This is a genomic window from Mesorhizobium sp. M0761 (assembly GCF_040320205.1).
In the GTDB taxonomy this organism is placed as follows: domain Bacteria; phylum Pseudomonadota; class Alphaproteobacteria; order Rhizobiales; family Rhizobiaceae; genus Mesorhizobium.
In genome coordinates this window covers 33,274-47,383 of sequence record NZ_JAMYPF010000023.1, presented here as the reverse complement: position 1 = coordinate 47,383, position 14,110 = coordinate 33,274, and the positions used below count along the sequence as shown (strand labels likewise).

Genomic DNA, 14,110 nt, shown 5'->3' with positions numbered 1-14,110 from the left:
ACATTTGCGCGGATGAACGTTCGCAAAGAAATTGGTGTGAAGGCACGGCGTAGGGCCGCGTTTCGTCACACCCCCCTCTGTCCTGCCGGACATCTCCCCCGCAAGGGGGGAGATCAGCAGCTTCGCTGTCGAGTACATTCGGCATCGAAGATTGGCGAAGGCAGATGCGACATCCAATCTCCCCCCTTGCGGGGGAGATGTCCGGCAGGACAGAGGGGGGTGCCTAGACACCGCACCTCTCCCGACTGGCGCAGCGCTATGCCTTTCCCATGACCCGCGCCCTCACCCTCATCCGCCGTCGCCTCGTCGGCAGCATCTTCGTGCTGCTGATCGTCATCATCGGCACATTCCTCCTCCTGGAAGCTGCCCCCGGTGACGCGGTCGACGCCTACATCGTCTCGACCGGCGGCGACGCCGGCATGATCGAATTGCTGCGTCATCGCTGGGGCCTCGACCAGTCCGAGCTGACACGGCTCGCGAACTATCTCTGGGCGCTGCTGCATTTCGACCTCGGCCAGTCCGTTACCTTCTCGCGGCCAATTCGCGATGTCATTCTGGAACGCCTGCCGACGACACTGCTCCTGATGGTGACCGCCACCGCGCTCTCCTTCGGTTTGGGCTCGGCGCTCGGCATCTACGCCGGCGCCAGACCCGGCAGCTTTCGCGACCGCTTCCTGTCGATCGGCTCGCTGGCGCTTTATGCCGTGCCGGGTTTCTGGCTTGGCCTGGTGCAGATCGTCGTCTTTGCCGTCGACCTGCGCTGGCTGCCGATCGGCGGCATCGAGAGCCTGGCCTCGGACAAGACCGGTTTTGACCGCGCCACCGACATCGCCGTCCACCTCGTCCTGCCGGTTTCCGCGCTCGGCTTCATCTATCTCGCGCTCTATCTGCGCATGATGCGCGCCGGCATGGCCGAGGCGTGGCGGCAGGATTTTGTGCTCGCCGCCCGCGCCAGGGGGCTGTCACGCCGCCGCATCGTGCTCGCCCATGTCGCCCGCAACGCGCTCTTGCCGCTGGTCACCATGCTCGGCCTGCAATCGGCGCAGATGCTGGGCGGCAGCGTCGTCATCGAAAGCGTCTTTGCCGTGCCCGGGCTTGGCCGGCTGGCGCAGGAAGCGGTCGCTTCGCGCGACACGCCGCTGCTGCTCGGCATCATCCTCACCAGCGCCGTCCTCGTCATTGCCGTCAACCTTGCCGTCGACATCGCCTACGCCTTCCTCGACCCGCGCGTCGGCGCCGGCGAGGCCAGCGCGTGAGCGCGCTGCCGCGGTTCCTGCGCCGGCCGGAAGCGGTCGCCGGCGCGATCATCCTGGCGCTTCTGTTCGCCATGGCGCTGTTTGCGTCGCTGCTCTTCCCCGGCGACCCGCAGGCCATTGCCGGACCAGCACTGCTGCCGCCCTTCCAGGACTGGTCGCTGCCGCTCGGCACCGACCGGCTCGGCCGTGACGTGCTGGCCGAACTGTTCCACGGCGCCCGCACCTCGCTGGCGGTCGGCCTGGCGGCGGCAGCGGCGGCACTCTTCATCGGCGCGGTCGTCGGCACGCTGGCCGGCTTTGCCGGCGGCCTTGTGGACGAGGGGCTGATGCGAATCACCGATGCCTTCCAGACCGTGCCGAGTTTTCTCTTGGCGCTGGCCTTCGTCAGCGTCGTCGGGCCGTCGCTCGGCGTCGTCGTCACGGCAATAGCGCTTGGCGCCTGGACCGGACCGGCGCGTGTAGCGCGCGCCGAAGTGCTGTCGATCCGCGAGCGCGATTACGTCGCCGGCGCCCGCGTCATCGGCATGCATCCGCTTGAGATCGCTTTTCGCGAAGTGCTTCCCAACGCTCTGCCGCCGGTGCTGGCCTTGTCCTCGGTGATCGTGGCGGCCGCGATCCTCACCGAGGCAGCGCTTTCCTTCCTCGGTCTCGGTGACCCCAATCGCGTCACCTGGGGCGGCATGATTGCCGAGGGCCGCACTGTGCTGCGAACCGCGCCCTTTCTGTCGATCGTTCCGGGCATTGCCCTAGTACTGACCGTGCTCGGTATCTATCTCGCCGGCGAAGGCGTGGTGGAGACGACGGCGGTGCGGAGGAGCCTGTCGTGACCGCACTGGCTGAGATACGCGATCTGTCAGTGCGCTATCGGCGAGATGGCAGCGAGGTGACGGCGCTGAAGGGGGTCAGCCTGGATGTTATTGCCGGCGAGCGGCTGGCGATCATTGGCGAAAGCGGTTCGGGCAAGAGCACGCTGGCGCTGGCGGTGGCTGGACTGCTGCCGGCGAGCGCCAAGATTGAAGGGCATGTCAAGTGGCAATTTCAGGCGCCGCGATCCTTCCCACCCCCCTCTGTCCTGCCGGACATCTCCCCCGCAAGGGCGGAGATCAGCAGCTTTGCCGACGGCTTCCCTTCTGCAACGTTCGTGGTTGGCGAAGGCGGAGATGAGAGAGCAATCTCCCCCCTTGCGGGGGAGATGTCCGGCAGGACAGAGGGGGGTGTGACGGAACGCCCACCTCTCAAATTAACCGAGCCCAGCACGCTCCCCCTTCCCGGCCGCGACATTGGTTTCGTCTTCCAGGACCCCTCCGCCAGCCTCGACCCCGTCATGGCCGTCGGCAAACAGATCGCCGAAGTCGCCCGCACCCACCTCGGCCTCGACTGGCCACAAGCTTACGCCAAAGCCAAAACCCTGCTCCAACGTGTCCGGCTGCCCGACCCACAAACCGCCATGCGTGCTTTCCCGCACCAGCTCTCCGGCGGCCAGAAGCAGCGCGTTGCTGTTGCCGCGGCCATTGCAGCCGGTCCGAAACTGCTGATCGCCGATGAGGCGACCAGCGCGCTGGACACCATTGTGCAAGCGGAAATCGTCAGCCTCATTCGGCAACTGGTGGCGGAGGATGGCATGACGCTCCTGTTCATCAGCCACGACATCGCGCTTGCCACTGAGCTTGCCGAGCATATCGCCGTGTTCCGGCATGGCGAACTGGTCGAGATCGGAGCGACGGCGCAAATCGTCAACGCTCCGCGCCACGCCTATACGCGCGCCCTCCTCGACGCCCATCTCGGTCTCGACGCCACGCCGCTGCTGCGACGGGCATCGACATGAGCTTGCTCGCCGTCTCCGGCCTGACCAAACAATACCGCCGCGGCGGCAAGACCATTGCCGCGGTCGACGGCGTCTCCTTCGCTATCGAACCCGGCGAGACGCTGGCGCTGGCCGGACCCTCCGGCAGCGGCAAGTCGACAATCGCGCGCCTAGTGCTCAGGCTGATCGAGCCTGATGCTGGACACATCCAGTTCGAAGGTGGCGATTTCCTGGCTTTGAACGGCGCGGCCTTGCGCAGCAAGCGCGCGCGCCTGCAAATGGTGTTCCAGGATCCGCTCGCCGCCTTCAACCCACGCGCCACCGTGGCGCGCGTGCTTGACGACCCCTTGCGCATCCATGCCATCGCGTCCCGCGCCGAGCGGCCGGCCCGCATCGCTGCCTTGCTGGAGCGCGTTGGGCTGGCAGCGGATCTCGCTCCCCGCGCCATCCACGAAATCTCCGGCGGCCAGCGCCAGCGCGTTGCGATTGCCCGCGCCATTGCGACAAACCCGTCGCTGATCGTGCTCGACGAGGCAGTGTCGGCGCTCGATGTTTCGGTGCGCGGACAGATCCTCGAACTGCTGCTCGATCTGCAAGCCAGGGAACGGATCGCCTATCTCTTCATTTCGCACGATCTCGGCGTGGTCCGTGCGATCGCTCACCGCGTCGTCCTTCTCGACGCCGGGCGGATCGCCGAGAGCGGCGACGCCCGCACCATCATCGACGGGCCGCAATCGGCGGTCGGCAAGGCGCTGGTGGCGGCCGCGCCAAGATTGAACAGGATCCGGCCATGATCCCGCAAAGTGCAAACCCGTTTGCGGACAAGATCATGGTCAAAGGCAAGGACACATCATGACCGATCCCGAATCAGCCAGAGCCGAAAAACTCTCGCGCGAACTCGATTTCGCCTTCCGCAACCGCGCCGATCTCTACCGCCTGTTTCTCGACGAGCTGACCGGCGAACTCGGCGCGGAAAAAGCCGAGGCGATCATGACCCGCACCATCGAACAGCGCGGCAAGGAAGTGGCGGCGGCCGCCTTCGCCTGTTTCGGACCTAACGACGCGCCGGCCATCGGCGAAGCGTTCCTGGCCGCCAGCCCGGATGGCGGCCTGATGTATCCGACCGATGTCGAGCGTGGACCGGACCACATCGCTTTTAAGGTGAAACGCTGTCCGCTGAAGGACGCCTGGGTCGAGGCCGGTGTCGGTGACGAAAAACTTGCCACGCTCTGCCGCATCGCCGGCGCCTTTGACCGCGGCCTGTTCGAGGCGACAGGCGTGCGCTTCGACAATGTCACCTGGACGGCGGGTCACGGCTCGGGATGCTGCCACATCGCGCTGACCAACCGGGATGCTGCCGGGTAGGCCGCGGCAACGGCCGATCAGTCGGCGGCAAACACATGCAGTTCCGTACCCGCCTGTTCGGCAGCGGTGCGCAGGTCGGCCTTCGGTTCGCTGTCGGTGACGATATCGGCAATGTCATCGAGCCCGCAGATGCGTTCCAGGCTGGAGCGGCCGAACTTGTCGTGGGTCACCACCAGCACCGCTGACAGTGAACGCGATATCATTGCGCGCTTGACCGCCGCGGAGCCCGAGATCATGTCGCTCGGGCCGTCGGCACTTAGTCCCGACGCCCCGATGATGGCGACGTCGGCATTGTAGCGGCGCACGAACTCGACCGTGTCTTCGCCAAGCACGCTGCCTTCGCGGCTGTCATAGGTCCCGGGGCAAAGCAGCACGCGGAAGGTCGGATTGGCGCCGGCCACCGAGGCCACGCCGGTGGAATTGGTGATGATGGTCAGGTCGCGCTTCAGCTGCGAAAGGTTGCGCGCCACCTCATAAGTGGTCGAACCGCCATCGATCATCACGATCTGGCCCTTCTGGACCAGGCCCGCTGCGCCGCGGCCGATGCGGGCACGCTCCTCGACCAGGGTCAGGCCGCGCTCCGAAATCACCGGCTCTGATGTCACCAGCGAGATCGTCGCACCGCCATAGGTGCGGTTGATCAGCCCGGCATCGCCGAGTTCGATGAGATCGCGGCGGATGGTCTCGCCGGCGACGCCGATGCGCCGTGCGAGCTTGGAGATGCGTATCGACGCCGACCGGCGCACTTCCGAAAGGATAAGCGCGTGCCGCTCCTTCTTCGTCAGTCGGCCTTGGTCCATGACTATTCCATTCCCTTTGCAGCAATCAGCGCGTCGCCAAGCTCGGCAAATCCCTTCGCGCCGCGCCCGCTTGTGACGAAGGCGGGAGACGCCGGAAGCTCGCCGGCGAAGTCCAGCACATTAGCGACGCCGACGCTGTTGGGGAAGAAGCCGAACATTGGTGCATCGTTTGGACTATCGCCGACGAAGACAATGCTGTCCTTGTCGTGGTCGATATCTATACCGAAACAGTCCCGCAAGAATAGCCGGCTTGTCGACAGTTTGTCGTATTTGCCGAACCAGCCATTGACGTGGATGGACGAGATTTTCGCCGTCGCGCCATAGCGCTGGAAGATGCCGACGATCTTCAGAACCTCGGTTTTGGGCAGCGGCGCCACGTCCTCGCAAAAATCGATCGCCAGATCGGCCTCGCGATAGGCCTGGTCGGCCGCGACCGCCGCACCCGGAACTTCGCGCAGAACGGTTTGCTCGATCTCCTTGAGGCGCGCGGCATCGGCCTGCCGTTCGGCAGCGCTCTTGGCGTAGTGGCGAACAATCCGCTTTTTGGCGTCGTCGTAGCGGAAATAGAAGGCGCCGTTCTCGCCGATCACGCCGTCCACCGGCCATTGCCGGGCGATCAGGTCGCACCAGCCGGCAGGGCGGCCGGTAACCGGCGCGACAATGAAGCCGGCCTGCTTCAGCCGCTCGAGCGCCGCATAGGCTTTTGCCGGCAGCCGTCCCTTGTCGGTCAAGGTGTCGTCGATATCGGTCAGAACGACGGCGATGCGCCGGTCCAGCGCGGTGAAGTCGGCAAGCGGACGCAGCACCCGCTCAGGCTCCCGCCGCAACCGTTTCGAGCGAGGCAGCCGCGACGTCGAGCATGGTGAACCTGTCGCGGATCAGCCGGGCATTGGCGACCGCCTCGTCGTAGAAGCCAGCCGGTATGGCAACCTCCTGCGGCGTGGTCGGCGCGCCGGCGGCGCGCAGTGCTGCCGCGATCTCGCGCGCCGGGCGTGCCACCCGCACCAGCCTTTCACGATGCGAGCGCCATTGCTTGGCCAGCATGGTGTTGATGGCGTCCGCCCGTTCGCGGTCCAGCAGCTTGGGCTTGAATGCCGCCCAGCAGGAACGTCCGAGCGTTTCGCCGAAGATTTCGATGAAGCGGTCTGGCGTATCGGCGGACGGCGCGAGCTGCAGCTCCCGCAGCGCCAGCACGCGTTCCTGCAGCCGCGCCATCGTCAACGTCGTCACCGCTATGTGCTCGCCGTGATGCGCCTCGGGCAATCCCTGGCCCCGCATGTCGATATAGTGGGCGATGAGATGTTCGCCCTGACTGGCCGGATAGGAGCCGCCGCACAAAGTCATGCCAAGGCCTGACATGACCAGCGTGCGCACCAGCACTTCCATCGCCTCAAGGTCGCCGGTCCCGAGTTCGCCGGCTTTGGCGATGAGCGCCTCCTCGTCCTCGGCCAGAAGCATGAACGGCGCCTCCCGGTAGGGCGTGCCGAGCAACAGATGCGCCATCAGCCAATCGGTCTGCGCGGTCGACCGCGCCATCGAATCGCCGAAGCCGGCAGCGATCAGCCGGTGCGGCGCTCGCGCCATGACATCGAGATCGAGGAAAACGCCGACCGGCAGGCTCGCCGTCAGCGATTTCTTCAGGCCGTCCTCGGTGATTGCCGCCGACACCGAGGTGTAGCCGTTCATCGACGGCGCGGTGCCGAACACCGCATAGGGCTTTTCGGTCAGATGGGCGGCATATTTGGTGATGTCGTTGATCGAGCCCGATCCGACCGCGACCAGGCCGCTGGCGTCTTTCGTGCGGGCGATCACCGATCGCACGGCGTCCATGTCGGGATGCGGATGGCGCGGCAGGATGATCTTGTCGACATCGCTGGAGCCGCGCAGCGCAATCGACACCCTCTCGCCGAGCGCCAGCCTTGTGTCTGGGTCCATGACCACGGAAAGCTTGCGGCCGAGCGGCAGCGGCTTGACCAGCGCATCGGCTTCGTCGCCGAGGCCGCGCCCTATGACGATGGTCTTCAGCGGCACCGACAGCATTCCCTGGCTATCCGGGTCAGGCAGCGTGCCGGCAATAAGGCGATCGAGCATTTGTCTGGACATAGGATGCAGTCCGGTCAGTCAGCATGAAGCGGGGTCAGGGCATCGAACAAGGTGCGATACCGGCGGTAACTTCTGTCGTAGGCGGCCTTGGCGGAAGGATCAGGGTCGATCGTCTCGATGTGGCCGGCCAGCCTTTCAGCCGCCTGCTGCACTGAGGAGGTAAGGCCGATGGCTGCGGCGGCAAGGATTGCCGCACCGATCGGCGAGGCATCGGCCGCACCCGCGATCTCGACCGGCCTGCCGCTGACATCGGCACGGATTTGCGCCCATACCCGGCTGCGCGCGCCACCGCCTGAGAGCCGGATGCGATCCGTCGCGATATCGAGATCGTCCAGCCGGTCGACCACGTCGCGCATGGCAAAGGCACAGCCCTCCAGCACGGCACGGGCACAAGCGGCTTTGCCGTGGAAGGATGTCAGGCCGTAGAAAGCGGCACGCGCTTCGGCGATCCAGCGCGGCGCCATGGCACCGGACAACGCGGGCAAGAACAGCAAATCGTCGCTGCCGGCAACCACCGTCGCCGCCAGTTCCGACATCGCCGCCGGCGAATCGACGCCGAAGGTTGTTAGAAACCACGTCACCGCGCCGCCCGAGAGCCATCCGGGATTGGAGATGAAATAGCCGTCGCCGAGAAAGCCATGGGTCTCGACCAGGCCGCCGGGGTCGAGGCGAAGCGTGTCCGATACCGCACCGACCACTTCTGCCGTGCCAAGATTGCAGGCGACGATATCAGGCATAACGACGCCGGCACCAATGGCGGCGGAAAAATCGTCACCGGTGCCGACCGCAAGCGGCGTCCCCAAGGGCAGGCCGGTCAGCTCGGCGCCGGCGCCGGTCAAAGCGCCGGCGACTGCGGTGGCATCATCGATGGCGGGCAATCTGTCTGCATCGATGTCGAAAGCCGCGAGCAGATCGCCGGCGTAATCGCGCTCCCTCAGCCCATAAAGCATGGTCGTCGAGGCCAGCGCATGGTCGATGACGGCGCGGCCGCACAGCGCCGCAACCACGAACGATACAGGCTGATGCCAGAGCGCCACCCGGCGCGTCTCGGGCAGGTTGCGCGCTGCCCAACGGATCTTGGCCGCCATATGCGTGGCGTCGAGGACGAGACCGGTGCGCTCGCGGATGAAGCCGGGATCTATGCCGGCGATTTCTCCGGACGCCCGCCGGTCCATCCAGATGATGCACGGCGCCAGCGCCTGGCCGCTGCTGTCGACCGCAACGCAACCGTCGAGCTGGCCGGCAATGGCAATGCCTTTGATATCGGACGATGCCAGCCCAGCCTTGTCGAGCGCGCCGGCAATGGCCGGCTTGAGCGCCGCCAGCCACAGCGCCGGGTTCTGTTCGGCCCAGCCGGGCGCCGGGAAGGCCGGCTGGTACAACACAGCGGCCTCGCCACGCAGCCGCAATTCGTCATCGACAACGATCGCCTTTAGGCTTTGTGTGCCGAGATCGATGCCGATGACTGGCATTAGACACGCTCGCAATCCGCGAGGACATCCCGCAGTTGCGAGAGGATAGAACCTTTCGTCGGCGAATAGGAGCCATCGAAAACCGCTGTGCCAATGGTAAAAGCGTTGGCGCCGGCCAGCTTGATTGCCTTGATCCGATCGGCTGATGCCACAGCGCCGGCGACGATCAGATGCCGCGACGGACCAAGCCCGCGCCGGGCTGCGCGCACCAGTTCGGCCGGGTCGGCCTCGGTGGCGCGATAGGCGAGGATGTCGCATCCCGCACAACCCTTCTCGGCGAAGGCCCGGCAGTCGGCCTCGACATCCTCGGCCGAACCGCCGAGCTTGGTCGGATGGCCGACCGGCCGCCCGGGAAAAGGGTAGTATTCGGTGCCGCTCCCCTCCAGCAACGCCATGATCTCGTCGACCTGGGTACCACCGAGCAGGCGCTGGATGCCGAGATCCCTGGCGATGCGCGCGGAATTAAGGCAGGCCTCAGCCGTCGTCGAGACAACTTCCATGTAAGTGGTGGCGCCTGTCCGGCCAATGGCGACAGCGAGCTTGCGCAGCACATCCGGCGCGACGCCAATATCCTTGAAGCCGACATGCTTCAGGCCGACCGGCTCAATCAAATCGACCAGGTCGAGACAGTCCTCGACCGTGCGATCGTTGCGCGTCAGCATGAAGATGAAGTCCATCCGAAAGGTCCCTCGCCTGGTCGGGAAAGCCGGTTTGCTGCCGGTCTGTTAACACCTCCCAACCATTTGTTGCAAGGTGCCACATTTTGATTTGCAGTACCACACATTTTATGACAAAACGGGCGCCGGCCCGCCAGGCACGACTTCTAGGGAGAGGGAAGAATGCTCAAGCCGCTGAGACGTACCGCGTCCAGACTGCTCGTCGCAGTCGTATTTGTGTGGCCCCTGACGTGGCAAGTGACACAAGCGGACGCGTGGGATCTGAAAGAGGCGTCGAAACCCTATAGCGGCCAGACCATCCGCATGGTCGGCGAGGCGCTGCCGCCGCTCGAAGCGCTGAAGAAGATGGCGCCGGAGTTTGAAAAACAGACCGGCATCCATGTCGAAGTCGAGATGTACGAGCACTCGGAAGCCGTCAACAAGGTGCAGCTCGATCTCAACTCGCACCGCGGCCGCTACGACGTCATCATCCAGCCGCATCGCGAACTCGGCAAGTTCGCCACCAACAACCATCTGGTCGAAATCGCCAAGATGATGGCCGACCCGGCTTTGCGCGATCCGAGCTTCGAGCCGGAGAAGCAGCTCTACCAGACCGCCTGGCACGAAATCTCCTGGTATGACGGCAAGGAGTACGGCTTCCCCTTCACAGTGCTCAACATGTTCATGTGGTATCGCTCGGACCTGCTCGCCGATCCCAAGGAGCAGGCAGGCTTCAAGGCCAAGTATGGCTACGGCCTCGCTCCCGCCAAGGACTGGAAGCAATACCGCGATATCGCCGAATGGTTCTATCGCCCCGACCAGGGTTTTTACGGCACCGCCCTGCAGGGCAAGCGCCATGAGGCACTGTGGTATGAGTGGCTCAATTTCCTTTATTCCTTCGGCGGCGACGTGCTCGACGTGAAGAGCGGCTCGGCCTGCGGCCCGGTCATCGTCAACAGCCCCAAGGCCGTCGCCTCGCTCGAATATTACAAGAGCCTGCTGCAATTCTCGCCGCCGGACAGCCTCAACTATTTCTGGGATGATGTCATGGCGCTGATGCAGCAAGCCAAGGTCGCCGAGCTGATCATGTGGAACGACGCAACCTATGCCGTGTCGGTCGACACCACGGCCTCCACCGTGGTCGGCAAGGTTGGCTTCGATCTCGTGCCGCAAGGCGACGGCGGGAAGATCGGCCAGGTCGAGGGCTGGACCTATCTCATCCCGGTCTATTCGAAGAACCAGCAGGCCGCCTTCCTCTTCGTCCAGTGGATGATGGGCTATGACCGCCAGCTCGAACAGCATCTCAATGGCGGCGCTTCAGGTCGGCCGGATGTCTATGCCTCCGCCGAGGTGCAGAAGCTGCCCTATGCCAAGGCTTCGATGGAGGCCAACGAGCATGCGGTGCCGAAGGCGACGCTGCCGCAATCGGCCGAGATGACCGACATACTAGTGCGCGAACTGTCATCCTACCTCGCCGGCGAAAAGGAGGCGCAGGCCGCCCTCGACACCGCCGCCACCGACATCTCGACACTGCTCGGTTCTTGCGCACCCATGACCTATCCGGCACGATAGGCCTTGAGATGTCGCGCAGAGGCTACCCGCACAAGCGGGTAGCCGTTCTTGTCCGCAGGAAACGCCCGTGACGAACCGCACTCCATCGCCGCGCGGAATGCCGCTTCTCGACCGTGGGGTGGGGCCGCTCTTGATGCTGCCGGCGACGCTGCTCGTCGTCGTCTTCCTGGTCGGCCCGTTCTACTACATGGTCTACACCGCGCTGACCGACCTCAGCTTCGCCGACGCCAGCCATGCCGGCGCCTTCGTCGGTTTCGACAATTTCCGCAAGCTGATGCGCAACGACCCATTCTTCTGGGCATCGTTCCTGCTGACGCTGAAATTCGTCATCATCGCCGTCGGCCTGGAATTCCTGCTCGGCTTTGCGCTGGCCTTCCTGATCTTCCGCTTCGTCGCCAGCCAGCGGCTTCTCACCACACTGCTGCTCATCCCGATGATGATCGCGCCGGTCGCCGTCGGGCTGATCTGGCGGCTGCTGTTGCAGGGCGATTTCGGCATGCTCACCTTCTACATGCGCAAGGTCGGCCTGCTGGCGCAGAATTCGGCGGTGCTTTCGGCACCCGACCTGGTGTTTCCGACCATCGTCGCCATCGATGTCTGGCAGTGGACGCCTTTCGTCACCCTGATCATGCTCGCCGGGATGATGAGCCTGCCGCGCGCGCCGTTCGAGGCGGCGATGATGGATGGCGCCAAACCGTTCCAGATTTTCCGAAACGTCATGCTGCCGCTGCTGCGGCCGGTCATCGCGCTCGTGCTGCTGCTGCGCGGCATCGACGCCTTCAAGGAGTTCGACAAGGTTTTCCTGATGACCGGCGGCGGACCGGGAACGCTGACCGAGCTGGTCTCGATCTACGCCTACCGCGTCAATTTCCGTAACTGGGACCTCGGCTACGGCGCCGCGGTCGCCTTCATGATCTATCTCGTCGTGCTGATCCTGTGCTCGGTCTTCTACAAGGCCGTCTACTGGTCGAGCCGCAAGCAGGTGGGGGCGTTTTGAGGGCGCTGCGATGATCGATCAGTCCACCAACCGCGCCTGGAAAAGCTTTGCCTGGGCGGTGTTGCTCGTCGCCGTCGTGGTGGCGCTGACGCCTTATGTCTGGATGGTGCTGGCGTCGTTCAAGAACCGCGTCGATCTTCTGTCTTCTGTGCCGAAATGGATTTTTTCGCCGACGCTTGCCAACTATCCCGCCGTCTTCATCGACAAGGGATACTGGCCGCTGGCGATCAATTCGGTGCTGATCTCGGTGTCGTCGACCATACTCTGCATCGTCATCGGCGCGCCAGCGGCCTATGGCTTTGCCCGCTCGGATTTTCCCGGCAAGGAAGACCTGTTCTTCTTCTTCCTGACCACGCGCATGGCGCCGCCGATCTCAATCGCCGTGCCGCTGTTCCTGTTCTTCACCTCGCTGGGCCTGATCGACACCATCTACGCCGTTGTGATCGCCCACACCTCCTTCAACCTGTCGCTCGTCGTCTGGATGATGCGCGGCTTCTTCGCCGAAATCCCCAGGGAGATCGACGAGGCCGCGATGATGGACGGCCGCTCGCGGCTCGGCGCATTCTTCTTCGTCGTCGCGCCGCTGGCCGCACCCGGCATCGGCGCCACAGCGGTGCTCTGCTTCATCCTGTCGTGGAACGAGTTCCTCTATGCCTTCATCCTCGTCGCTTTCGACGGGCGGCCGCTGACCGTCGGCATACCGGGGCTGGTGACGCCGCATGGCACGCTCTGGGGACAGGTCGCGGCAGTCGCGATCGTGGCAACGCTGCCGATCGTGCTTTTCACGTTCCTTGTCCAGAAACAGCTCGTCCGCGGCCTCACCTTCGGCGCGGTCAAGGGTTGAAGGGATCTTGTATGGCAATTGTTTTCGACGGCGTCACCAAGGCCTTCCCGGACGGGACGGTGGCGCTGCAGGCGCTCGATCTTGCTTTCGAGCCCGGCGAATTCCTGGTTCTGCTCGGCCCGTCCGGTTCCGGCAAGACGACAGCCTGCCGGCTGCTCGCCGGGCTGGAGCGGCCGACCGCCGGGCGCATCATGGTCGAGGGCCTCGATGTCACCGACCTGCCGCCGCGCCTGCGCGGCATGGGCATGGTGTTCCAGAACTATGCGCTCTACAGCCATAAGAGCGTCTACGAGAACATCGCCTATCCCTTGCGCATCCGAAAGATGCCGGCCGCCGAGCTTGACCGCTGCGTCCGCGCCATGGCCGAGCTGCTCGAAATCACCCGTTACCTCGACCGCCGCCCTTCGCAATTGTCGGGCGGCCAGGCGCAGCGCGTGGCTGTGGCCCGCGCACTCGTCTGGCAGCCGAGCCTCTGTCTGATGGACGAGCCGCTGTCCAATCTCGACGCCTTGTTGCGGCTCCACATGCGCACCGAGCTGAAGCGTCTGCATCGCGAGCTGAAAAAGACCTTCGTCTTCGTCACCCACGACCAGGAAGAGGCGATGACGCTGGCGACCAGGGTCGCGGTGTTGCGCGAAGGCGCACTGATCCAGTACGACGACCCGCGCGAGATCTATCGGCGGCCTGCCAATCGCTTCATCGCCGAATTCATCGGCCGTCCAGCGATGAACACGTTCGATGGCGATGTCCGCGCCGGCGTCTTCCACGCCAGCGGTTTCACTTGCCCGCTTCCGGGAAAGCCTGATGGTCCCATCGTGCTCGGCATTCGCCCGGAGCAGATCCAGCTTGTCGACGCGACTGCCGGCGACGCCATCCTGTTTGCCGTCGACGTCGTCGAACCGGTCGAGCCGGACGTGCTGATCTTCGCCAATAGCGAGGCCAACGCGCTGATCGTCAGGACTGTGAATGACGATCGCGCTTTCGATCCCGGCCAGCCGCTTTATCTACGCTTTCCGCCGGCAGCGCTGCACACATTCGATGCTGTGTCGGGAGCGCGGCTGCCGTGAGCACGCTGCTCGCTTTGGTGCCGCTGGCCGCCGCAGCCTTGGTCTGGTGGCTGTTCTACAGCTTCAACCGGTCGCGGCGCTGGTTCTCGACAGGCGAACTCATCTTCTGGGACGCCATTGCACTGGTAACCCTGCAGCTTGTCTGGCTGATCTGGTTCTGAATGCGCATTCCGG

15 protein-coding genes are annotated in these 14,110 nt (G+C 64.7%); 10 read left to right on the top strand and 5 right to left on the bottom strand.

From position 1 onward, the window contains the following. Positions 1-269 precede the first annotated feature (269 nt). From NKI32_RS27550 to NKI32_RS27530, 5 genes are read left to right on the top strand one after another with little or no spacing between them, the layout of a single operon-like run. Positions 270-1,256, top strand: a complete 987-nt coding sequence (locus tag NKI32_RS27550; protein WP_352915242.1) for an ABC transporter permease — start codon at positions 270-272, stop codon at positions 1,254-1,256. Beyond that, on the top strand, positions 1,253-2,083 hold the full coding sequence (locus NKI32_RS27545; RefSeq protein WP_023728582.1) for an ABC transporter permease: 831 nt from the start codon (positions 1,253-1,255) through the stop codon (positions 2,081-2,083). The genes NKI32_RS27550 and NKI32_RS27545 overlap by 4 nt, the downstream gene beginning before the upstream one ends. Next, entirely contained in the window at positions 2,080-3,081 is a 1,002-nt protein-coding gene (locus NKI32_RS27540) for an ABC transporter ATP-binding protein (RefSeq protein WP_352915239.1), read from the top strand. Before NKI32_RS27545 ends, NKI32_RS27540 begins: the two co-directional genes overlap by 4 nt. Then, positions 3,078-3,854 carry an ATP-binding cassette domain-containing protein gene (locus tag NKI32_RS27535; protein ID WP_352915237.1) on the top strand — a complete coding sequence of 259 codons (777 nt, stop codon included), beginning with the start codon at positions 3,078-3,080 and terminating at the stop codon, positions 3,852-3,854. Before NKI32_RS27540 ends, NKI32_RS27535 begins: the two co-directional genes overlap by 4 nt. A gap of 58 nt (positions 3,855-3,912) precedes the next feature. Continuing rightward, positions 3,913-4,425, top strand: coding sequence for an L-2-amino-thiazoline-4-carboxylic acid hydrolase (locus NKI32_RS27530; protein WP_352915235.1), 513 nt, complete (start codon positions 3,913-3,915; stop codon positions 4,423-4,425). Positions 4,426-4,442: 17 nt separating this feature from the next. On the opposite strand, the gene NKI32_RS27525 is transcribed toward NKI32_RS27530, so the two are convergent. From NKI32_RS27525 to NKI32_RS27505, 5 genes are read right to left on the bottom strand one after another with little or no spacing between them, the layout of a single operon-like run. Next, positions 4,443-5,225 carry a DeoR/GlpR family DNA-binding transcription regulator gene (locus tag NKI32_RS27525; RefSeq protein ID WP_352915232.1) on the bottom strand — a complete coding sequence of 261 codons (783 nt, stop codon included), beginning with the start codon at positions 5,223-5,225 and terminating at the stop codon, positions 4,443-4,445. Between the two features lie 2 nt (positions 5,226-5,227). Further along, entirely contained in the window at positions 5,228-6,028 is an 801-nt protein-coding gene (locus NKI32_RS27520; protein WP_353004575.1) for an HAD-IIB family hydrolase, read from the bottom strand. A gap of 7 nt (positions 6,029-6,035) precedes the next feature. After that, complete coding sequence (locus NKI32_RS27515; RefSeq protein WP_353004537.1) at positions 6,036-7,328, bottom strand: iron-containing alcohol dehydrogenase; 1,293 nt, start codon at positions 7,326-7,328, stop codon at positions 6,036-6,038. A 14-nt stretch (positions 7,329-7,342) separates the two neighbouring features. Further along, positions 7,343-8,800 (bottom strand): xylulokinase, encoded by a 1,458-nt coding sequence (locus NKI32_RS27510; RefSeq protein WP_353004535.1) that lies wholly within the window; start codon positions 8,798-8,800, stop codon positions 7,343-7,345. Then, positions 8,800-9,477: a beta/alpha barrel domain-containing protein gene (locus tag NKI32_RS27505; RefSeq protein WP_023672934.1), complete on the bottom strand. Its 678-nt coding sequence runs from the start codon at positions 9,475-9,477 to the stop codon at positions 8,800-8,802. Before NKI32_RS27505 ends, NKI32_RS27510 begins: the two co-directional genes overlap by 1 nt. A gap of 237 nt (positions 9,478-9,714) precedes the next feature. Here NKI32_RS27505 and NKI32_RS27500 point away from each other — a divergent pair, with 237 nt between their 5' ends. From NKI32_RS27500 to NKI32_RS27480, 5 genes are all read left to right on the top strand, one after another. Next, positions 9,715-11,028, top strand: a complete 1,314-nt coding sequence (locus NKI32_RS27500; protein WP_023672935.1) for an ABC transporter substrate-binding protein — start codon at positions 9,715-9,717, stop codon at positions 11,026-11,028. A gap of 67 nt (positions 11,029-11,095) precedes the next feature. After that, the gene (locus NKI32_RS27495) at positions 11,096-12,025 is read left to right on the top strand and encodes a carbohydrate ABC transporter permease (protein WP_155923309.1); all 930 of its coding nucleotides are present in this window, start codon (positions 11,096-11,098) and stop codon (positions 12,023-12,025) included. 10 nt (positions 12,026-12,035) lie between these two features. Beyond that, entirely contained in the window at positions 12,036-12,869 is an 834-nt protein-coding gene (locus NKI32_RS27490) for a carbohydrate ABC transporter permease (protein ID WP_023686650.1), read from the top strand. Positions 12,870-12,880: 11 nt separating this feature from the next. After that, positions 12,881-13,936 (top strand): ABC transporter ATP-binding protein, encoded by a 1,056-nt coding sequence (locus tag NKI32_RS27485; RefSeq protein ID WP_023685718.1) that lies wholly within the window; start codon positions 12,881-12,883, stop codon positions 13,934-13,936. Beyond that, the gene (locus NKI32_RS27480; protein WP_023701459.1) at positions 13,933-14,097 is read left to right on the top strand and encodes a hypothetical protein; all 165 of its coding nucleotides are present in this window, start codon (positions 13,933-13,935) and stop codon (positions 14,095-14,097) included. The genes NKI32_RS27485 and NKI32_RS27480 overlap by 4 nt, the downstream gene beginning before the upstream one ends. The last annotated feature ends 13 nt before the right edge of the window (positions 14,098-14,110 follow it).